The sequence below is a fragment of the uncultured Microbulbifer sp. genome (genome assembly GCF_947498635.1).
Classification (GTDB): domain Bacteria; phylum Pseudomonadota; class Gammaproteobacteria; order Pseudomonadales; family Cellvibrionaceae; genus Microbulbifer; species Microbulbifer echini.
Genome location: NZ_CANMKV010000060.1, coordinates 1 through 17662 on the forward strand (window position 1 = coordinate 1; position 17662 = coordinate 17662).

Sequence of the window (17662 nt, forward strand, 5' to 3'; positions counted from 1 at the left end):
CTAGTCAGATATTGGGAGAATATACGGCTGAGGCAGCAACCTAAAGGGTGATGCACTTCAGAGTTGAATGCAGGTTTTCAGTGAGACTTTCCTCAATAACTTCGCCCTCTAATATTTCACTACCACTGCGATAACGCATTGTCATTTGACCCGTTGCAATTAGGGTCCCTTGGCTATCAAATACCTCAGTGGTGGAATAAAATATTTTATACCCGGCACTGGTTAGTGTACCAATAGCGGTTAAGTGATTAGTTTTGGCTTGGCCGGTAAAATTAGTGGTTAAAGAAAGTGTTAGCGATTTCCGTCGACGGTTTGGGTTGGGACAGTAAAGACCACAATAGGAACCCGCGATATCAATTAAGGTAGTAATAAAGCCCCCATGGGGTGCACCTTGGCTATTTAAGTGCTCGGGTTTCAGGTCAACACTGATGACCACTCGGCCTTCTTGCCATTCTTCAATTTTGACTCCCAAGTGCTCATTGAACGGTGGTTGTTTTTTGTGTTGCCAGTTCATCCGATGGTGCCTTATTGGAAGCTACGAAGAGGTAGGAATTGCTGGTAGAGCTTTTTGAGTGGATAGGTATATGCTGAGTAATCCTGCACCGATCACAATAAATATCCCTATCAGAGCCATTGTGTTGGGTAGGTTTTGCCAAATCAGCCATCCAATCACCCCCGAAATCACTACACTAAAGTAGCTGATTGGAGATACCACGCTAGGTTTTGCGTAGCTGTAAGCCTTTGTATAACACCATATTGCCAACAATACGGAAATTCCATTATAAGCCAGGTAGGGTAGGGTCCAGAATGGAATGGGTTGCCAGTAATAAATACCTAGCGGCAAGCTGCAGGTAAGTGAGATCAATATATAGTAAAACAAAATCAGGCTGGGTCTATCCGTGCGCGAGAGAATTCGTGTGCCTACCATGGAGGTGGCTAAGGCCAGTCCTGAAAGCAGGCCGAAGGCATGGCCGATACTAATGCCATCAATATTGGGCTGTAGGATTAGACTAATACCCATTAGTCCAAACAAAATTGGTAACCAGCGTTTTGGGGCTATCTGCGCATGTGCCCAAAGCCAGATTACAAGGGGAACGAAAATAGGGGCGGCGTTACGCAATAACCCGGCTTCCATTAAGGAGATTTTGCTGAGTGCAGAAAAATACGTGATGAAGCAGAGCCATCCGGCAAAACCACGAAGCAGGTGAGTTTTCCAGTGTTGTGTTGCGAGCTTCGGTGGGGATTGGCGCACTAGCCAAGGAATCAATATTAATAGGCAGATACTGTATTGACTGAGGACTATCAATGGTACAGGAACTGCCGCGGATACCCATTTGCTCGCTGCGGCAGAACTACTGGCCACTATAGCAGTGGCCAGTGCGAATCCGATACCTTTCCAATTATTATTTCGGGTATCCGTTTCGCCCCTTTTGGGAGGGGCTTGCGATGATAATGGAATCGCTGGATATACCTGAGCAGATGGTAATTGAGACTTAATTAGACGGCAGGGCCTAGTCATAATGTTGCCGTGACTCGATAGAGTTTATCGAGTAAAAGCACATATTAATGCGAGTCATCTGCCCAGCTCGCGAAGGTGCTGCCTTCCCGGGCAAGCCGAGCCAGTAGCGGTGCCGGAGTCCAACAGTTTTCACTCAGCCGATCATGGAATGCGCAAATCGATTCATAGACTTTGGCCAGGCCGATGTTGTCGGCGTAGTACATGGGACCACCGCGATGGGCGGGGAAGCCATAGCCGTAAACATATACAACATCGATGTCGCTGGGACGTTGAGCCGTGCCATCCTCCAGAATGTTTGCGCCTTCATTAATTAGGGCGAAAGTAAGCCGCTCGAGGATTTCTTTATTGGAGATTTTCCGACGCTTTATCCCTTGAATTTCAGCCTGAGCTTCGATTATAGCTAGTACTTCCAGGTCATTAACGCGTGCACGGGTTTCGGGGTCATAGCGGTAGTAACCGGCTCCACTCTTTTGGCCAAGGCGGCCCATTTTAACCAGGGCATCAGCAATACAATAAGTTTTTGGATCTCCTCTTTCGGCATCACTTAACCCCTGGCGTGCCTTGAAACCTATATCGAGTCCGGCCAAGTCACCTACGGCAATCGGACCCATGGCCATACCCCAGGATTCCATCACCGAATCGATTTGCTCTGGAGTGGCGCCTTCCAATAGGCACAATTGTGCCTCACGATTATAAGGAAGCAGCATACGATTGCCGATAAAGCCGTAACAGTTACCGGCAAGTACAGGAGTCTTGTTGATAGTTTTTGCCAGTTGTATCGCAGTGAAAATAACGGGGTCTGTACTCTTTGTTCCGCGAACTACTTCGAGTAGTTTCATTACATTTGCGGGACTGAAAAAATGTAACCCGATAACGTTTTCAGGTCTTGAGGTGGCGGCGGCAATCTGATCGATATCCAGGAAGGAAGTATTCGTTGCGAGAATAGCCTCGGGTTTACAACTCTGATCCAGCTTGGTAAAAACCTCCTGTTTGAGTGCCATATTTTCAAAAACAGCCTCAATTACCAGATCAACTTCTGCTAGCTCAGAGTAGTTGGTAGTGCCCTGGATTAGCGAGAGAAAGTGCGCTTTTTGGCCTTCTGTGAGCTTCCCTTTATTCATGCTGATACTGTAATTCTTACTGATCACAGCTAGGCCACTTTCAATAGCGGTTTGACTGACCTCCAGTAGTTTGACCGGGATGCCGGCATTGGCAAAATTCATGGCGATACCTCCACCCATGGTGCCTCCACCAATAATACCAACGCTCTTAATCTCCCTGGGGGGAGTATCTTTAGGCAGCCCTTTGATTTTTGTAGCAGTACGTTCGGCAAAAAACAGATGTCTAAGTGCTGCGGACTCGCTGGAGAGTAGGCATTCAATAAACAGGTCCAGCTCTTTTGCCAGCCCCTGCTCAAAGGGCAGCTTAACAGCCGCTTCTAGGCAAGAAACAATGTGCTGTGGTGCAAGCTGACCGCGTGTTCTTTTTTCCAGACGCTGACGGAAGTCATCAAATAATCCCTCTGGAATACTGGCTGGGTCTATGCATATATCTCTGACCCGGCGCGTAGGCGCGTTACGCTGAATAAGTTCATGGGCATAAGTAAGGGTACCTGATAATAGATCATTTTCGATGACCCGATCGATAAGATTCATACTCTCGGCTTTTTCGGCAGAGATCGGAGTGCCCCTGGTGATTAGCTCCAGTGCTGCTTCAACACCCGCCAAGCGTGGCGTGCGTTGGGTACCGCCGGCACCCGGTAGTAAACCAAGTTTGATTTCGGGCAGACCAATCTTGGCGGAGGCCAGGGCGCAGCGATAGTGACAGGCCAGCGCTACTTCGAAGCCCCCGCCCAAAGCTGTGCCGTGAATGGCGGCAATTACGGGTTTGTGAGAATTTTCAATTTCTGCAATTACTTCGGATAGTGCAGGAGCCTGCGGAGGCTTGCCAAACTCCGTAATGTCGGCACCTGCGATAAAGGTGCGGCCTTCACACAGTAAAATCAGTGCCTGGGATGTATCATCTTGGGCGTTTTTAATGGCGCCCCATAAACCTTCTCGTAATGCTTGCGATAGGGCGTTAACGGGGGGATTGTTTAGTCGAATAACCCCGATATTGCCTATGAGTTCGTAATGTACGGCAGACATAGCTCCCTCCAGATCTTAAGAAATTTTTGCGCTTAATCAAATTCCAGTGCTACAGGTAAATTTTCCAGGGCCTCTTCTGCTGCAGGTTTGTTTGAAGCTTGTTCCAGTCGCACTTTTGCGATCTGACCGCGAGAAGCATCGAAGCTGGCAGAGAGTTCTGCGGCAATATTGTTTTCCTGTAATGCTTGGCCAACCACATATTCTGTGGCGCGATTGCGCAGCGCAGGCTTAAACACTTTGGCCACAGCAGTTAATGGAATTTCATCAATGATTTCGATTCGTTTAGGGATGGCTGCCCGCTCAGAAATTTGGGTGCGGCAGTAATCGATCAGCTGCTCCTCGCTGGGAGGGTTGTCGGAGGGGTAAAGGGTGACATAAGCAACTGGAACTTCCCCAGCATAGGCATCGGGTTGGCCAACTGCAACGGCCATGGCAACAGCGGGGTGCCGAGATAAAGGTTCTTCTATCAATGCGGGATCGATATTGTGGCCGCCGCGAATAATTAAGTCCTTTGCACGTCCAGTCAGGAATAAGTTGCCATCCCCATCGAGATATCCCATATCACCGGTATTGAACCAATCGTGATCCACCCAAGCCTTAGCATTGTCCTCCTCGGAGAGGTAGCCGGAGAAAATATGTGGCCCTCGTGCCAGCACAATACCGACCTCACCGGCGTTGCAGGTTCTTATTAGCCGGTTGCCGACTACTTCGGCAATCCGCATCTCCATATAGGGAAGACGCCGGCCAACACTGCCGTCGGGAGCTTGTAGGTCGGTGGGGGGGCGAGCGAGGAGGCAGCTGGATTCGGTCATCCCATAGCCGTTGCTGATTGTCACATTGAATTTTTCCTCGAAGGCATTCTTTAGCCCAGTGGGTAATGGAGAGGCCCCACAGCCTATATCGGTCAGGCAGCTAATGTCATTGTCACCAACAGGGATTTGTAACAAAACGCCGAGGATCGTGGGTACGGTAACAAACCCTTGAACACGAAAACGGGCGACATGGTGCCACCAGTTGGGCAGCACATTGGGCGAGCGAAAGCCCTCTGGGGTCATTATAACGATCGTGCGACCAGAGAGCAGAGTGCCAATACCGGCAACGACTGTGCCGAATATATGAAACAGGGGGAGGCCACTCAGGGTGGCGAAGCGCCCCTTGTTTGCGGTGGTATCCGCACTGAGCTGAGCCACAAAGGCAATATTACTATGAGTGAGGCGGGCAACCTTTGGGTGTCCGGTTGTGCCCCCGGTATGAAAATAGCTGGCGATATCGTCCCCATGGATGGTGCGCCCACTTATTAAATGGGCATCAGGCTGCTGCTTAATGGCTGTGACAAAGTTTTCCACTCGTACGCCGGTGGGTACTGTCACCATATGTGCTGGTTTTTGGCTAACCAGTAGGAGCGCCTGAAGAGTTGGTACTCGCCCGATGACTTTCTTTACTTTACCCCACATCTCCTCACTCAGATCTGGCCCAAGAGCGACTAGCACTTTGGCCTTGGTGGTATTCATGATCTCAACGATGTGCTCTGGTTCCAGCAGCGGATTAATGGGGCTAGCAATACCTGCCGCCTGTGCCCCCCAGAGGGCGAAATGGGTTTCCAGCAGGTTGGGTAGCAGTATTGTAATCGTATCCGTCGATGTAATACCGAGGGTGTGAAGCAGATTGGCAGTTTGATGAACCCGCTCTGACAACTGGGAAAAACTTACGGAAATGGTTTCTTCATCTGGGGCGGCAGTCGGTAGAAACTCGATGGCTGCATCTTTTTGATAGAGACGGGCGGACTGTCGGATAAGGTCAAAGGTGCTCTCCCACGGATAACGTTGCGAGAGAGGGACTTTTTCGTAGGTTTGAATTTCTGCAAGAGACTGCAGTGTGGGACTGGCGGATTGCGATGGCGTGATCGACATGGGGGCTTCTCTCACTTTGGTTATTATAATGACGACCATAGCAAAAGTGATATCGGCATTCCACTCTGCGGAATTAAGTGGTAGTTTTTCATTTGTTTAGGTGAGCCGAGCCACCGTTTTAAGCTGCATCCAGTAAAAATGTCATTTAAAACATCCTGGCATGCGGTGTAAGAGAGTCCAAATTATGAGAATGGCATTAGATTCCTTTCAGCAAGGCGGTTAATTCTTTGAATTGCAAATAGTTCAGAGAGATATGTATTCAATGTAATACCGGTGATCTACACAATCTGGATTGGCTCTGGAAGAAAACAGTGGATGCCCCTTAAGCTAGCGAGGCTGAAGATTGGTATCGCCGGTTGTGGAAAATTCTCAATCTGGTTCACCGCAACTACTCGGCCTAAATAAGAAGTTTGCTAGATAAATCGCTCTTTACTACCTCTCCAAAAACAAAAGGAGCAAGCGAATGAATATGGACTTTTCCCCAGAGGAGTTAGTTTTCCAACAGGATGTTCGGCAATTCTTACGCGAGAAATTACCGCCAGATATTAGAGAAAGCACACTTAAAGAAATCCCTTTAGCTAAGGAAAATTTTGTTCGTTGGCAAAAAATTCTCTATGAAAAGGGTTGGGCTGCAGTCAACTGGCCGGTTGAATATGGCGGCACAGGTTGGACGTCGACCCAGAAATATATTTGGGCCAACGAATGCGCCAATTTCGGAGCACCAGATGTGATTCCATTTGGGTTGAATATGGTTGCGCCAGTCATTTTTACCTACGGCAGCGAAGAACAAAAAAAGCGTTTTCTTCCCGATATTCTGCAAAGTAATGTCTGGTGGTGCCAGGGTTATTCGGAGCCAAACGCTGGTTCCGATTTGGCCTCATTAAAAACTACGGCCGTTCGCGATGGTGATGCCTACCTTGTCAACGGCACCAAAACCTGGACCACCCTGGCGCATTACGCCGATTGGATTTTTTGCTTGGTGCGTACCGGTGAGCCAGAAGTTAAAAATCAGGCAGCCATTAGTTTTCTGTTGATTGATATGAAGTGCCCCGGCATAACCGTATCGCCAATCACCACTCTCGGGGAATACCACGAGGTTAATGAGGTGCATTTCGATAATGTAAGGGTGCCGGTGGCAAATCGTATTGGGGAAGAGGGCCAGGGCTGGACCTACGCCAAGGTATTGTTGACTCATGAACGCACCGGAATTGCACGAGTTGCCATAGCTAAAAAACGCTTACAAAATTTAAAAAGCGTGGCAAAAGAAACAGGCGATAGTGGCACTAATCTGCTAGATAACACCATTTTTGCACAAAAAGTTGCTGAAGTTGAAATAGAGTTACTGGCTTTAGAGTTCACCGAATTACGCACACTTGCGGCCATCAGTACCGGTAATGCTCCGGGTGCGGAATCTTCAATCCTGAAAATAAAAGGAACTGAGGTGGCTCAGCGTCTAGATGAGCTCTATGTGGAAATTGCTGGTTACTATGGAATGCCATTTGTAAAGGATCAGTTTAAAAGTGATTTTGACGGAGAAATGGTCGGTCCCGGACTCATTACCAGTAGTACGCCACGATATATAAATAACCGCAAAGCATCAATTTACGGCGGTAGTAATGAGATCCAGAAAAATATTATTAGCAAATGGGTGCTTGGCCTGTAAATTTTGCATCTGATGAGGATTGGAACAATGGACTTTTCCTATAGTGAAGAGCAGCAAATGCTACAAAGCAGTGTTAGTAAGTTTGTTCAACAGGATTATGACTTTCATCGTCGTTGTAAATTGGTGAGCAGTGATACAGGCTTTAGCCTGGAAAACTGGCGGTTGTTTGCCGAGCTGGGCTGGCTCATGGTGCCTTTTAACGAACAGGATGGTGGCTTGGGTGGCTCTGCTGTAGACCTGATGGTTCTAATGGAAGAATTTGGCCGTGGATTGGTGGTGGAGCCCTTCTTGGCGACTGCGGTTTTGAGTGGTGGGCTGATTGCCGATAGTGCCAGTGAGGCACAGAAAAGGGAGTTGTTAGGTCTATTAATGGAGGGACAGTTGCAGCTGGCTTTTGCCTTTGCCGAATCCCAGAGCCGATACAACCTTGCAGACATTACAACCAACGCGAAAAAAGAAGGTGACGCTTACATCCTGAATGGCCACAAGGCGGTTGTCCTCAATGCTGAGGCTGCAGATAAATTGCTGGTTACCGTGCGTACCAGTGGAGTCCAGTATGACCGAGAAGGTGTTACCCTTTTAATGGTGGATGCCGATAGTGAGGGTGTTTCTCGCCAATGTTACCGTACCGTAGATGGGCACCGTGCAGCGGAAGTGAAATTTAAAAATGTGAAAGTCCCTGAGGCAAATCGGATAGGTGTTGAGGGTACGGCCTTACCTGCAATTGAAAAATCTATCGATCGAGCCACACTAGCGCTCTGCGCAGAGGCTGTGGGCGCAATGGAAAAAATTTATAAGAAAACTGTGGAGTACACAAAAACTCGAGAACAGTTTGGTGTTGCTATTGGTAAATTCCAGGCGTTACAGCATCGAATGGTGGATATGTTCACAGAGTATGAACAGGCTCGATCAATTTTGTTAATGGCAGTCTTGCAATGGGATAGTAACAAGGGTGCAGCGCCTAAAGCTGTCTCCGCTGCGAAAAGCCGTATTGGTAAGGCCGCTAGGCTAATTGGTCAGGAGGCCATACAGATACATGGTGGAATCGGTGTAACTGAAGAATTGGATGTAAGCCACTTCTTTAAACGCTTGACAACAATTCAGTACCTTTTTGGCAGCACAGATTTCCACACCTTGCGGTTTGCCGAGCACTAATTCGAGGGTTCACAGCTGAAGGTTGGTAGAAGATTTTTGGCTGTGAACCTCAGAGTATTTTAGAGGCGAATCAACATCGTCTTAATATTGCTGACCATGTTTTTTAATAAGGGGGCGACTTCGTTTTCGAGAAATTCGGGATTGAGCCGGAAGGCGGGGCCACCGGCATTAAACGTGTAGATATGTCCTTGGCTTAGTTGTAAAGGAACTGCGATTCCATTTACATCGCGATTCCAGTCGCCAAAAGAACAGCAGAAACCATGTTGCTGGTAACTTATTACTGCCTCTTCAATACCGGCTTTGGTTTTCGGCCAGTCCGCCACGGCTTTTTTCTCAAGATATGGGTAAAAATATTCGCGTTCTTCCTGGGGAAGTGCGGCCAGATAAGCTCGGCCAGTGCCACTGGTAGCCATAGCCACCCGATTCCCAATTTCATGGCGAAAAGCGGTGACATTGGCGGGTGCAGAAAATTCAACAAAAATCATATCGAGCCGGTCGCGGTCAGACAATCCCACCGCAGTACCCGTAGTGTTGGCCAAGTCCTGCATCAAAGGCTTGGCGACTTGACGGATAGTAAGATTGGAGACAAAGGCGTAACCCAAAGCCAGTACTCCGCTACCCAGTTGATACTTTTCCAGTCTCTCAGAATAGGTCAAATAGCCCAGCTTGGTGAGTGTGTAAGTCACTCGTGAGATACTGGAACGGGGTAGTCCAGTACGTTGGGCAATCTCGAGGTTGCCCAGAAAACCATCGCCGGGCTGAAATGCTCTGAGTACATCCAGGCCACGGGCCAGGGCTTCAATAAACTTGCGGTCGGGTTCGGTGTCTTTTCTTCTGGGGAGATCACTCAATGAAACCATGGGCTAAAATCCTGCTTTGATCATGACAATTATACAATTTTTGCCGATGTGACAGAAGGATATGCCTGTATTTTACATATGGGGGCATCAAGGTTAAGAATCCTGATCGGAGAAATTTCTAGTCAGCTTCTAATTGATTGGTGGTGTTACTGTAGGATTTGACGGTTGTAGAAGTTAGGCATGGTTGGTCGTAGTTGGGGCTAATCCTTTGCCGCGACTGTAACACACAACATTAATAGCTTTTAACGTGAAAAAATTATAGATAATGATTCACTTTATATTTAACTCCGGTTAAAGTTTACATAAATCAACGACTAGTAAAATTTGATTAGTATATCTAGTATTGTATTTCCGGGTTGACCATTATAATGGTGAAGGTTTGTGATCAGGCTATCAACGTAATATTTTAGAAAAGGCAAGAATGATAATTTTGTAAGATAAAAATATGGATTATTTAACGGTAAATAGAGATTTGTGGGATAAGCGTACAAAAATACATGTAGATTCAACGTTCTACGACGTTAATGGATTTCTAGAAGGAAAGAGTGCACTTAAGGAGATTGAATTAAGTGAGCTGGGTGATGTTGCTGGTAAAAGTTTACTTCATTTACAGTGTCATTTTGGATTGGATACTTTGTCTTGGGCGAGGTTGGGGGCTAGGGTTACAGGCGTTGATTTCTCATCAGTTGCCATTGAAAAAGCCAAGTCACTCTCAGAGGCATTGGGTTTACAAGGACATTTTATTTGTTCTGATCTATATGGTTTTGGTGAAAGTACACAGGACCAGTATGATATTGTATTTACATCTTATGGGGTTCTCTGCTGGTTGCCAGATATCCAAAAATGGGCGGATGTAGTATCGCGTAGTTTGAAATCGGGCGGTACTTTTTATATGGCAGAGTTTCACCCTTTTATTGATATATTTTTGGGCTATAGCTACTTTCATAACTCGAAACCGGATATCGAAGAGGAGGGCACCTATACCGAGAATGATTCGGGAGAAAGATTAACGATCGTTACATGGGTGTATCCAATTAGTGATGTGATTGGAGCCTTACTCAATGCTGGTATACATATCACTCATTTTAAAGAGTACCCTTTTAGCCCGTATAATTGTTTTGATGGGATGGAGGAGCGAGAAAAAGGTCGATTTTACCTTTCTCACAAAGAACAGGACATTCCTCTGATATATTCTATTAAGGGTTTTAAACGTTAAATGGTGTTTTTGTTTTTTTCCTAAGGAACCTCTGAATACTAACAAATTGGCTCGGAATTATTCAGAGGTTCCTTAGGTGAAAATAATTATTGCAACATTGCTCCGCATAAAAGATCCGAGGCTGCATATTTTATCACCTCTTTTGATTATATAGATTTGAAAGAAGTAATAAAGCAGGCCGTATAGTTTAAATTATATATACCTTCACAAGAGGTTGGAGGTGGAGTGGCCAGCGCAAGAAAGCGGAATTATCACTTTGCTATCTATAATGATGAAGCAATGTATTGCTGGAGTATTCGAGAAGGAAAATTTATTAAACTACCTGATTTTGTACACAAAGCGTTTCAACAAAATCTAAAAATTTACTCTATGTACAAAGGGAGAAAAGATATTTTGGGGAAAGGAGGCTTTTCACAGTTATCATGGGACTACTATAGTTGCCCCTATTAAAGGCCTCTACTTCTGGATCAGAATTCAGAATAAAGTACGTAAATGGTACCGCGGCTCTATGCCAAAGTCGTTGGGCAAATGGATTTTCTTGTCCTCACTGTTGGCATGGCAAGGATTGTGATCTCTCTCACCGAAAGCTCAAATGATGTAATCGCTGTCGGCGCCAGACGTCGATTACTTCCCGTACGATCTTCGATTCCACTAAGTTACCCCTTATAACTTGGTTCCTTGGTATTTTTCTTATCACCCAGGCTGAAAAGGCATCTCTTGTATGGAGTTTCCAAGTCATTTGGGTATCTCATACAACGCAACTTGGTGTATGAAGCAGAAACTCATGTAGGTGATGATGGAGTGAGATCACCAATACAAGCTGTTTGGCTGTTTTTAACAGTATTTCAATTTGATGGGGTTTTTCCTGGGGGCGGGGACTCTTCTATTGTCATTTCACCAATGTGCTATACGATAGAGGAATGATTATTCAGAGAAATCTGAATTGTGCATAAGGTCACAAAAGTTAGTTCTTTTAAACTCCTTGTTGTAGCGCTCAGCGATATCAGCAGTGAAGTTGAACATGGTTGTTTCAGGTTTTTTTGATGTTACATCGCTTATGCGTTTTAACATTAGCTCCGTAAAATTGACCCGCGGGTACTGATCAATTATTTCATCGATCGTTTTGCTGTCAATTGAATCTATTGGGATAGCACCAATATCTATCCCTGCTCCGAACTGTACCAGAGCGATTTCAGGTCTTTTATGTTGAGCAATTTCTAATGTTGAATGCAACGCAATTGCATCCCATATCACTTCTATCTTTTCTTCTGGGTACCCCTTCTCATGAAGAAAAGCTGCGGCGCCATTTGCCCCATCGACTTCAAATCTTTTATCTTTCACATATGGTTTCACCAGGCCTAGATCGTGAAGGGTAGATCCTAGAAAAAGCATTTCCAGATCAATTTTTGCCGAAGCTGCTTGTCCAGCGCATGCTCCAAAGAAATAGGTTCTCATTACATGATTTAGTAGAAAAGTATCATGATTACCCTGAACGAATTTCAAAGTCATTTTGCATAAGTCTGTATCAGGGATTTTCACAGTGTCGAATATTGTCATTTTAGGGAGCCTTTCATTGAATTTTGATATCAGTATGCATACATTTTTTAATGTTCGACAGGTTTTTACCTGTGGTATTCATGTTTAATGCCTTGCCAGCGGAATTTACAGGACTTGAGGTGTTTATCTGGTCGAAGCAGGTGGGCCGGCCAGGTTGCGGCACCTGCTGTTAAAATACCCGATTTCAGGGGGTAAGCTAGAAGAGTGGGTATGGGACTATTAAGGTTGTGAGTTTCCCTATCGGGTGGGATTACTTGACGGCTAATGCTACTTCTTCATCAAGGGCCTTTCGAAAGGCTGGGCGCTTGTTTAGCCTCTCTTGATAAACTGGCAGGACCTTAAGCGCTTCAGGCAATGGAAAACCCAGTTTCGGTAAGAGTGTCAGCGCCCAGAATAGATAGACATCGGCGATACTAAAATTTCCAGAAAGATAGTCTCTATTTTGCAATGTGGCGTTAACTAGTGTGAGTTGTCGTTGTACAAGTTCATTGCTGATAGCTTTCATTTCATTGGAAAAATGTGGGGAGGCTAGGGGGTAAACCCCCATTTTATGTATTTCTGATGTGACAAAGCTTAACCATGAGATGACCTCGTATCGATCTTCCCGATCTTCTACGGGAATTAATGACCCTGGCGCCGCTTGATCGGCTATGTATTGTAAAACTGCAGGGTTTTCAGTGAGAACGCGACCACTATCCAGAGCTAAGGCTGAAACCTTTCCTTTGTCTGTGATGGTCCAGAAGTCTATTCCAGATTCAGTGACCTTTTTATTTAAGTTGACTCGCACAAACTCACAATCTAGTTTGGCCTCATAAATTGCAATGCGAGCGGCGAGAGAACACGCGAAAGGTGAGAAGTAAAGTTTCATAGAAATATTCGGCTTGGTTTGCGTGTGTGGTATGGTTTTATACCGGTTAACATCCTAGCGGGATGTTTCACTTATTGGTTTTCTTTTTGATATTAAATATAGTGAGAGGAAGTTGTGTGTCGGTTAGGTTGGCAATCTAGGGCGTGAGGTTTTCTATTGAAGCGATCCTAGTAGCTTCTTTCAAAATCTCAACTTCCGTGATAGACAAAAGGATATTAGGTTGAATAACACGCTCAGTTACTTTGCTTTTCTGTGAGCTTTGAGTGGCCACTGTCTGGCGGAAAAGTGTCGGTTTAGTGTTATTTGCAGGTTGTTACCCATAATAATAGGAGGGTGTTCTCCGATAATGAGTAGATCCTGTAGGGAATTTTGTCTTGATCAAGCAAACACCTTATTTCTATTTATGCACTCTCCTTAGGCGATATTGCCTAGTTAGCTGGGGACGAGTGAGCAGAAATTATAGAGTATCGATATTTGATTTTGATGACACGTGAAATAAAATTTTAGTATTTTAGGTTTTTTTGGGTTTTTATTTTTTTGGCTCGCTGTAAATGCTCAAAACTGGGTTGCTAGTGGCATAGTCTGTCGACGCACTTTGGTGTTGTCAGCTGGTTGCAGTGTGCCGTCATGGGTCATGGGCAGTGGGGCATCTCTAGCTTCATCTATCTTTCTCGGTGAATTTTCGCTCATTATCTAAACCATTGAGGTGTTTGTTATCAATATCGGCGTCTCTTGTCATCTATCTGCGCCCTTTCCCGCTTAGAGGTAAGTTGTCGCAAAAATCACTCGCTTGAACGTAGCCCCTGGGCGCTGCGGCAGGAGGATTGGCCGGGAAAGGCCAACAGAGGTAAACTCCGGCTCTTAAAACTACTACAAGACTCTATCTTAGAAGGAGATAGCGAATGCGTCGGACAATGATCGCACTTTCCATTGCTGCGGCCCTGGCCGCTTCCGGCTGTGGAGAGAAGGCACAGAAGGACGAGAATGTGAAGGATTCGGTAAAGGCTGAACAGTCCAAGAACGCCATGGCCCAACAGTCAGATAACCTTTTGCTGGCCGATTGGATCGGTCCCTATGGCGGTGTGCCTGCGTTTGACAAGATGGAGTTGGAGGATCTCAAGCCCGCGATTGAGAAGGGCATTGAGATGAGCCTGGCTGAACTCAAAGCGATTGCTGCTGACTCCGCTAAGCCTACTTTTGCCAACACCATTGTGCCTATGGAGCGCAGTGGTGCAGAGCTGGGTCGTGCAACAGCTTATTATGGGATCTGGGCCGCCAACATGTCCTCCCCAGAGTTCCGCAAGGTTCAGCAGGAGCTGGCTCCTATCTGGGCGGATTACGAGTCCAAGATTTATCAAAACAAAGCACTGTTCAAGCGTATCAAGGCGATTTACGACCAGCGCGACTCCATGGATCTGGATGCAGAGCAAAAGCGTGTTGTTGACCTGATCTACACCCAATTCTCCACGAGTGGCGCCACCCTGGAGGGTGAAGCCAAGGAGCGCTACGCCGAGATCAATAAGCGTCTGGCAGAGCTTTACACCACGTTCTCTAACAATGTGCTGGCGGATGAGGAAGGTTACGATATCTTCCTGAGTAAAGAGCAGCTGGCTGGTCTACCGGACTCCTTTGTCGCTGCTGCGGCGGCGATGGCGGAAGAGAAAGGCGAGAAAGGTAAGTACGCAATTACCAATAGCCGTTCCTCCATGGATCCCTTCCTGACGTACTCGGACAATCGCGAGCTGCGCAAGCAGGTTTGGACCAATTATTACAGCCGTGGTGACAATGGTGATGAGCACGATAACAATGCACTCATTGCCGAAATTCTGACGTTGCGCGATGAGCGTGTGGGTCTGCAGGGTTTCGATAATTACGCCCAATGGCGCTTGCAGGATCGCATGGCAAAAACCCCTGAGCGTGCTATGGAGCTGATGGAGGCGGTATGGCCTGCCGCGGTTGCCCGCGTGAAGGAAGAGGTGGCGGATATGCAGGCTGTGGCGGATGCCGAGAAAGCCAATATCACCATTGAGCCTTGGGACTACCGCTACTACGCGGAAAAAGTGCGCAAAGACAAGTACGACCTAAACTCCGATGAAGTAAAGCAGTATCTGCAACTTGATAACCTGCGCGAAGCTATGTTCTACGTAGCTGGTGAACTGTTTAACTTCGAATTCACCCCAGTCAAAGAAGGTTCAGTACCGGTATTCCACGAAGACGTTAAAGTCTGGGAAGTGACCGATAAAACCAGTGGCGAGCACATCGGCCTCTGGTACCTGGACCCATTCGCCCGCGCCGGCAAGCGTTCCGGGGCCTGGGCCACCATGTACCGCGACCACTCCACCTTTGATGGTAAGAAGAACGTACTTTCTTCTAACAATTCCAACTTTATCAAGGGTGCACCGGGCGAGCCTGTATTGGTGAGCTGGGATGATGCGGAGACCTTCTTCCACGAGTTTGGGCACGCGCTGCACTTCCTGGCCTCCAATGTGACCTACCCAACCCTGAATAGCGGTGTGCGTGACTACACCGAATTCCAATCCCAGTTGTTGGAGCGCTGGTTGTCTACCGATGCGGTGATCGATAACTACTTGGTGCATTACAAAACTGGTGAGCCGATCCCAGCAGATCTGGTTGCCAAGATCAAGAAGGCGGCCAAGTTCAATCAGGGCTTTGCCACCACCGAGTACCTGGCTTCTGCCCTGATCGATCTGAAATTCCACACTGTCGATCCGAAAGGTATTGATCCGGATAAATTCGAGCGCGAAACCCTGGAAAAACTGGGTATGCCTAAAGAGCTGGTAATGCGTCACCGTACTCCGCACTTTGGCCATATCTTCTCTGGTGAAGGTTATTCAGCCGGTTATTACGGCTACATGTGGGCCGACGTGCTGACCTCTGACGCCTCTGAAGCTTTTGCGGAGTCCAAGGGTGGTTTCTACGATAAGAACGTGGCCGCAAAACTGGTGAAACACCTGTTTGCCCCGCGCAATGCCGTGGACCCCGCCGATGCCTACCGTGCTTTCCGCGGTCGAGATGCAAATATCGAAGCACTAATGCGCGATCGTGGCTTCCCGATTCCCGAGAAGAAAGAGAGTAGTGTTGCCGCTAAGAACTAAATGATTGATCCAATAATTGGTTCTCGAAAAGCCGCATCTTTGGATGCGGCTTTTTTAGTGTCTGAGCCCTGTCAGGATGACACTATCAGTAGATCTAAGTGAAAATTGGCGGGTAATTTTCACTCCAGGTTGAGTGCGAAAGATTACCTTTGCGCGAGGGCTAAGAAACTTACTTACCTATTAAATACGGCGCTTTTACCTTACGGTTTCTACCTGATGCTCTCAGTTAACAGTGACAGGTTAGGAGCTCGGTACTGGGATCTAGTTTGTTTATCCATTAACTAAGATCCCAATGCGTTGATCTTCCGTCATTTATTTATTGGGTCGCTTGGCTGAGTACACATCCGCTTAAACATTTGGCGCAGAGCCGTAGTCGTTTGTTTCGTGTGTTAATTACCTGTTTTGGCTGGTGTGGAAATGTGGTGATGGGCAACATGCCATGTTTCGTCCACTTTGCTGAAACAAAAAGTGGCCCGCACAGTATCTCGGATCTCTTTGCCATCGGGTAAAGTACCGCCACAGCTTATAAGGCAATGAGCAAAACCAACCTCCTCTCCTGAAGTAATTCTCAGCTCCTTCAATTCGAACAGTGAGGGGGTTTCAAAAGGCGGTTGCCATTCATCAAAACTTTTTCTATAAGCCTCAGTGCCTTGGTATTGCATTGGAGCAAGTACGTCGAAAATTACGGCATTTGGAAAATGATTATTTAAAATACTGTCCTTTTTATCATGTCGGGTAGACTCGGCCCACTCCATAAGGAGTGATTCTATTTTTTTTGTGGCTTGTTCGTTCATAAAGGCTCCATAAAATTAAAAGATCTTCAGGTACGCATAACCCTGTGCTCAGCTACTTAGCTAGAAGTGCAAAAAGAAAACGGCTGGTGGCAGAATATCCTTCTGCGTTTGCATTGTGTAAGCCGCAGGTCTGGGGCAAGGGGTGAAGAAAAATCTCCCGCCATTATTTTAGGGCACTTCTAAATAATGTATTTTCATCAATTTTATCGCCTGATCAAGCCCCATACGGGTGGTTCTTTATTGACTCCGCTTTATCCGTGAGTTTTACCCCGGTATTGTACTTGGTTGGGCAATCTAGGCCCTGTAGTGATCTTTCAATTGGCAATCGGCAACATTGGCTAGTTCACTTCATTTATTCTGATGAGGATATCGAGTGCTAACTCTGCTACTCAGCTTGTGATTGACTCGAGCAGGGCAATGTATTGAAGGCATTGATCATTTCGCGTATTAGGAGCGCGGTTGGTGTGTCTTTGGGATCGCTGCCTAGAAGGCCATAGCTCCGTCCCCACTCAGACAACTCTGATGCATGTATGCCGAATTCTTTTAGTTTGCTTGGCACGACTTATAGAACCCGATGATGCCTGCCGTCACCCTATGGCCTGGAGCAGCTGGGTGAATACAACTGGATCAATGAGGTAAGATTCTACCGGGCAAAGTGCTACGCATACTATATGAATTCATAGTTGAGGTGATCCTACCCACAAAAGACGGACACTCTCTTAAGCGATAAACTACGCAGCAGAGGTGCCCTATGACACGATGAAGTAAATCAACCAAAATCACTCGTAAACAATACTCAGAGGAATATAGAAAAGATGCCCTAGCACTGGCGGTCAAAGTTGGGGTAAGCGTTGCCG

At 46.6% G+C, this 17662-nt stretch carries 13 protein-coding genes and 1 pseudogene; 5 read left to right on the plus strand and 9 right to left on the minus strand.

The window, feature by feature from the left end; all coding sequences use genetic code 11:
* Positions 1-40 precede the first annotated feature (40 nt).
* Genes Q1A69_RS18980 through Q1A69_RS18995 form a run of 4 tightly spaced genes read right to left on the minus strand, consistent with a single transcriptional unit; the run spans position 41 to position 5576 of the window.
* Positions 41-514 carry a PaaI family thioesterase gene (locus Q1A69_RS18980; protein ID WP_299589123.1) on the minus strand — a complete coding sequence of 158 codons (474 nt, stop codon included), beginning with the start codon at positions 512-514 and terminating at the stop codon, positions 41-43.
* 21 nt (positions 515-535) lie between these two features.
* On the minus strand, positions 536-1519 hold the full coding sequence (locus tag Q1A69_RS18985) for a DMT family transporter (RefSeq protein ID WP_299589126.1): 984 nt from the start codon (positions 1517-1519) through the stop codon (positions 536-538).
* Positions 1520-1563: 44 nt separating this feature from the next.
* Positions 1564-3666 (minus strand): 3-hydroxyacyl-CoA dehydrogenase NAD-binding domain-containing protein, encoded by a 2103-nt coding sequence (locus Q1A69_RS18990; RefSeq protein ID WP_299589128.1) that lies wholly within the window; start codon positions 3664-3666, stop codon positions 1564-1566.
* A 32-nt stretch (positions 3667-3698) separates the two neighbouring features.
* On the minus strand, positions 3699-5576 hold the full coding sequence (locus Q1A69_RS18995) for an acyl-CoA synthetase (RefSeq protein ID WP_299589131.1): 1878 nt from the start codon (positions 5574-5576) through the stop codon (positions 3699-3701).
* Between the two features lie 463 nt (positions 5577-6039).
* On the opposite strand from Q1A69_RS18995, the gene Q1A69_RS19000 reads away from it, so the two are divergent.
* Both Q1A69_RS19000 and Q1A69_RS19005 read left to right on the plus strand, forming a co-directional pair.
* Positions 6040-7239: an acyl-CoA dehydrogenase family protein gene (locus Q1A69_RS19000; RefSeq protein ID WP_299589134.1), complete on the plus strand. Its 1200-nt coding sequence runs from the start codon at positions 6040-6042 to the stop codon at positions 7237-7239.
* A 27-nt stretch (positions 7240-7266) separates the two neighbouring features.
* Entirely contained in the window at positions 7267-8394 is a 1128-nt protein-coding gene (locus Q1A69_RS19005) for an acyl-CoA dehydrogenase (protein ID WP_299589137.1), read from the plus strand.
* Between the two features lie 59 nt (positions 8395-8453).
* On the opposite strand, the gene Q1A69_RS19010 is transcribed toward Q1A69_RS19005, so the two are convergent.
* Positions 8454-9254 (minus strand): IclR family transcriptional regulator, encoded by an 801-nt coding sequence (locus Q1A69_RS19010; RefSeq protein WP_299589140.1) that lies wholly within the window; start codon positions 9252-9254, stop codon positions 8454-8456.
* 445 nt (positions 9255-9699) lie between these two features.
* Here Q1A69_RS19010 and Q1A69_RS19015 point away from each other — a divergent pair, with 445 nt between their 5' ends.
* Positions 9700-10470, plus strand: a complete 771-nt coding sequence (locus Q1A69_RS19015) for a class I SAM-dependent methyltransferase (RefSeq protein WP_299589143.1) — start codon at positions 9700-9702, stop codon at positions 10468-10470.
* A 503-nt stretch (positions 10471-10973) separates the two neighbouring features.
* Positions 10974-11257 (plus strand): annotated as a pseudogene (locus Q1A69_RS19020) (IS1595 family transposase); the annotation flags it as partial.
* Between the two features lie 137 nt (positions 11258-11394).
* Here the strand turns inward: Q1A69_RS19020 and Q1A69_RS19025 are convergent.
* The 3 genes from Q1A69_RS19025 to Q1A69_RS19035 all read right to left on the minus strand — a co-directional run bounded on the left by Q1A69_RS19025 (position 11395) and on the right by Q1A69_RS19035 (position 13585).
* Positions 11395-12027 (minus strand): hypothetical protein, encoded by a 633-nt coding sequence (locus Q1A69_RS19025; RefSeq protein WP_299589145.1) that lies wholly within the window; start codon positions 12025-12027, stop codon positions 11395-11397.
* 250 nt (positions 12028-12277) lie between these two features.
* Complete coding sequence (locus Q1A69_RS19030) at positions 12278-12895, minus strand: glutathione binding-like protein (protein WP_299589147.1); 618 nt, start codon at positions 12893-12895, stop codon at positions 12278-12280.
* A gap of 555 nt (positions 12896-13450) precedes the next feature.
* The gene (locus Q1A69_RS19035) at positions 13451-13585 is read right to left on the minus strand and encodes a hypothetical protein (RefSeq protein ID WP_299589149.1); all 135 of its coding nucleotides are present in this window, start codon (positions 13583-13585) and stop codon (positions 13451-13453) included.
* Positions 13586-13797: 212 nt separating this feature from the next.
* Between Q1A69_RS19035 and Q1A69_RS19040 the strand changes: the two genes are divergently transcribed.
* A complete protein-coding gene (locus Q1A69_RS19040) occupies positions 13798-16011 on the plus strand; it encodes a M3 family metallopeptidase (RefSeq protein WP_299589152.1) in 2214 nt (737 codons plus the stop codon).
* A 389-nt stretch (positions 16012-16400) separates the two neighbouring features.
* Here the strand turns inward: Q1A69_RS19040 and Q1A69_RS19045 are convergent, their stop codons facing one another.
* Positions 16401-16805 carry a nuclear transport factor 2 family protein gene (locus Q1A69_RS19045; RefSeq protein ID WP_299589154.1) on the minus strand — a complete coding sequence of 135 codons (405 nt, stop codon included), beginning with the start codon at positions 16803-16805 and terminating at the stop codon, positions 16401-16403.
* Positions 16806-17662: the final 857 nt, after the last annotated feature.

Coding starts and splice junctions, on each gene's coding strand:
- Q1A69_RS19035 (WP_299589149.1), bottom strand. CDS start 13,585: ATGAGCGAAAATTCACCGAGAAAGATAGATGAAGCTAGAGATGCCCCA.
- Q1A69_RS18990 (WP_299589128.1), bottom strand. CDS start 3,666: ATGTCTGCCGTACATTACGAACTCATAGGCAATATCGGGGTTATTCGA.
- Q1A69_RS19025 (WP_299589145.1), bottom strand. CDS start 12,027: ATGACAATATTCGACACTGTGAAAATCCCTGATACAGACTTATGCAAA.
- Q1A69_RS18980 (WP_299589123.1), bottom strand. CDS start 514: ATGAACTGGCAACACAAAAAACAACCACCGTTCAATGAGCACTTGGGA.
- Q1A69_RS19030 (WP_299589147.1), bottom strand. CDS start 12,895: ATGAAACTTTACTTCTCACCTTTCGCGTGTTCTCTCGCCGCTCGCATT.
- Q1A69_RS19015 (WP_299589143.1), top strand. CDS start 9,700: ATGGATTATTTAACGGTAAATAGAGATTTGTGGGATAAGCGTACAAAA.
- Q1A69_RS19000 (WP_299589134.1), top strand. CDS start 6,040: ATGAATATGGACTTTTCCCCAGAGGAGTTAGTTTTCCAACAGGATGTT.
- Q1A69_RS18985 (WP_299589126.1), bottom strand. CDS start 1,519: ATGACTAGGCCCTGCCGTCTAATTAAGTCTCAATTACCATCTGCTCAG.
- Q1A69_RS19005 (WP_299589137.1), top strand. CDS start 7,267: ATGGACTTTTCCTATAGTGAAGAGCAGCAAATGCTACAAAGCAGTGTT.
- Q1A69_RS19010 (WP_299589140.1), bottom strand. CDS start 9,254: ATGGTTTCATTGAGTGATCTCCCCAGAAGAAAAGACACCGAACCCGAC.
- Q1A69_RS19045 (WP_299589154.1), bottom strand. CDS start 16,805: ATGAACGAACAAGCCACAAAAAAAATAGAATCACTCCTTATGGAGTGG.
- Q1A69_RS19040 (WP_299589152.1), top strand. CDS start 13,798: ATGCGTCGGACAATGATCGCACTTTCCATTGCTGCGGCCCTGGCCGCT.
- Q1A69_RS18995 (WP_299589131.1), bottom strand. CDS start 5,576: ATGTCGATCACGCCATCGCAATCCGCCAGTCCCACACTGCAGTCTCTT.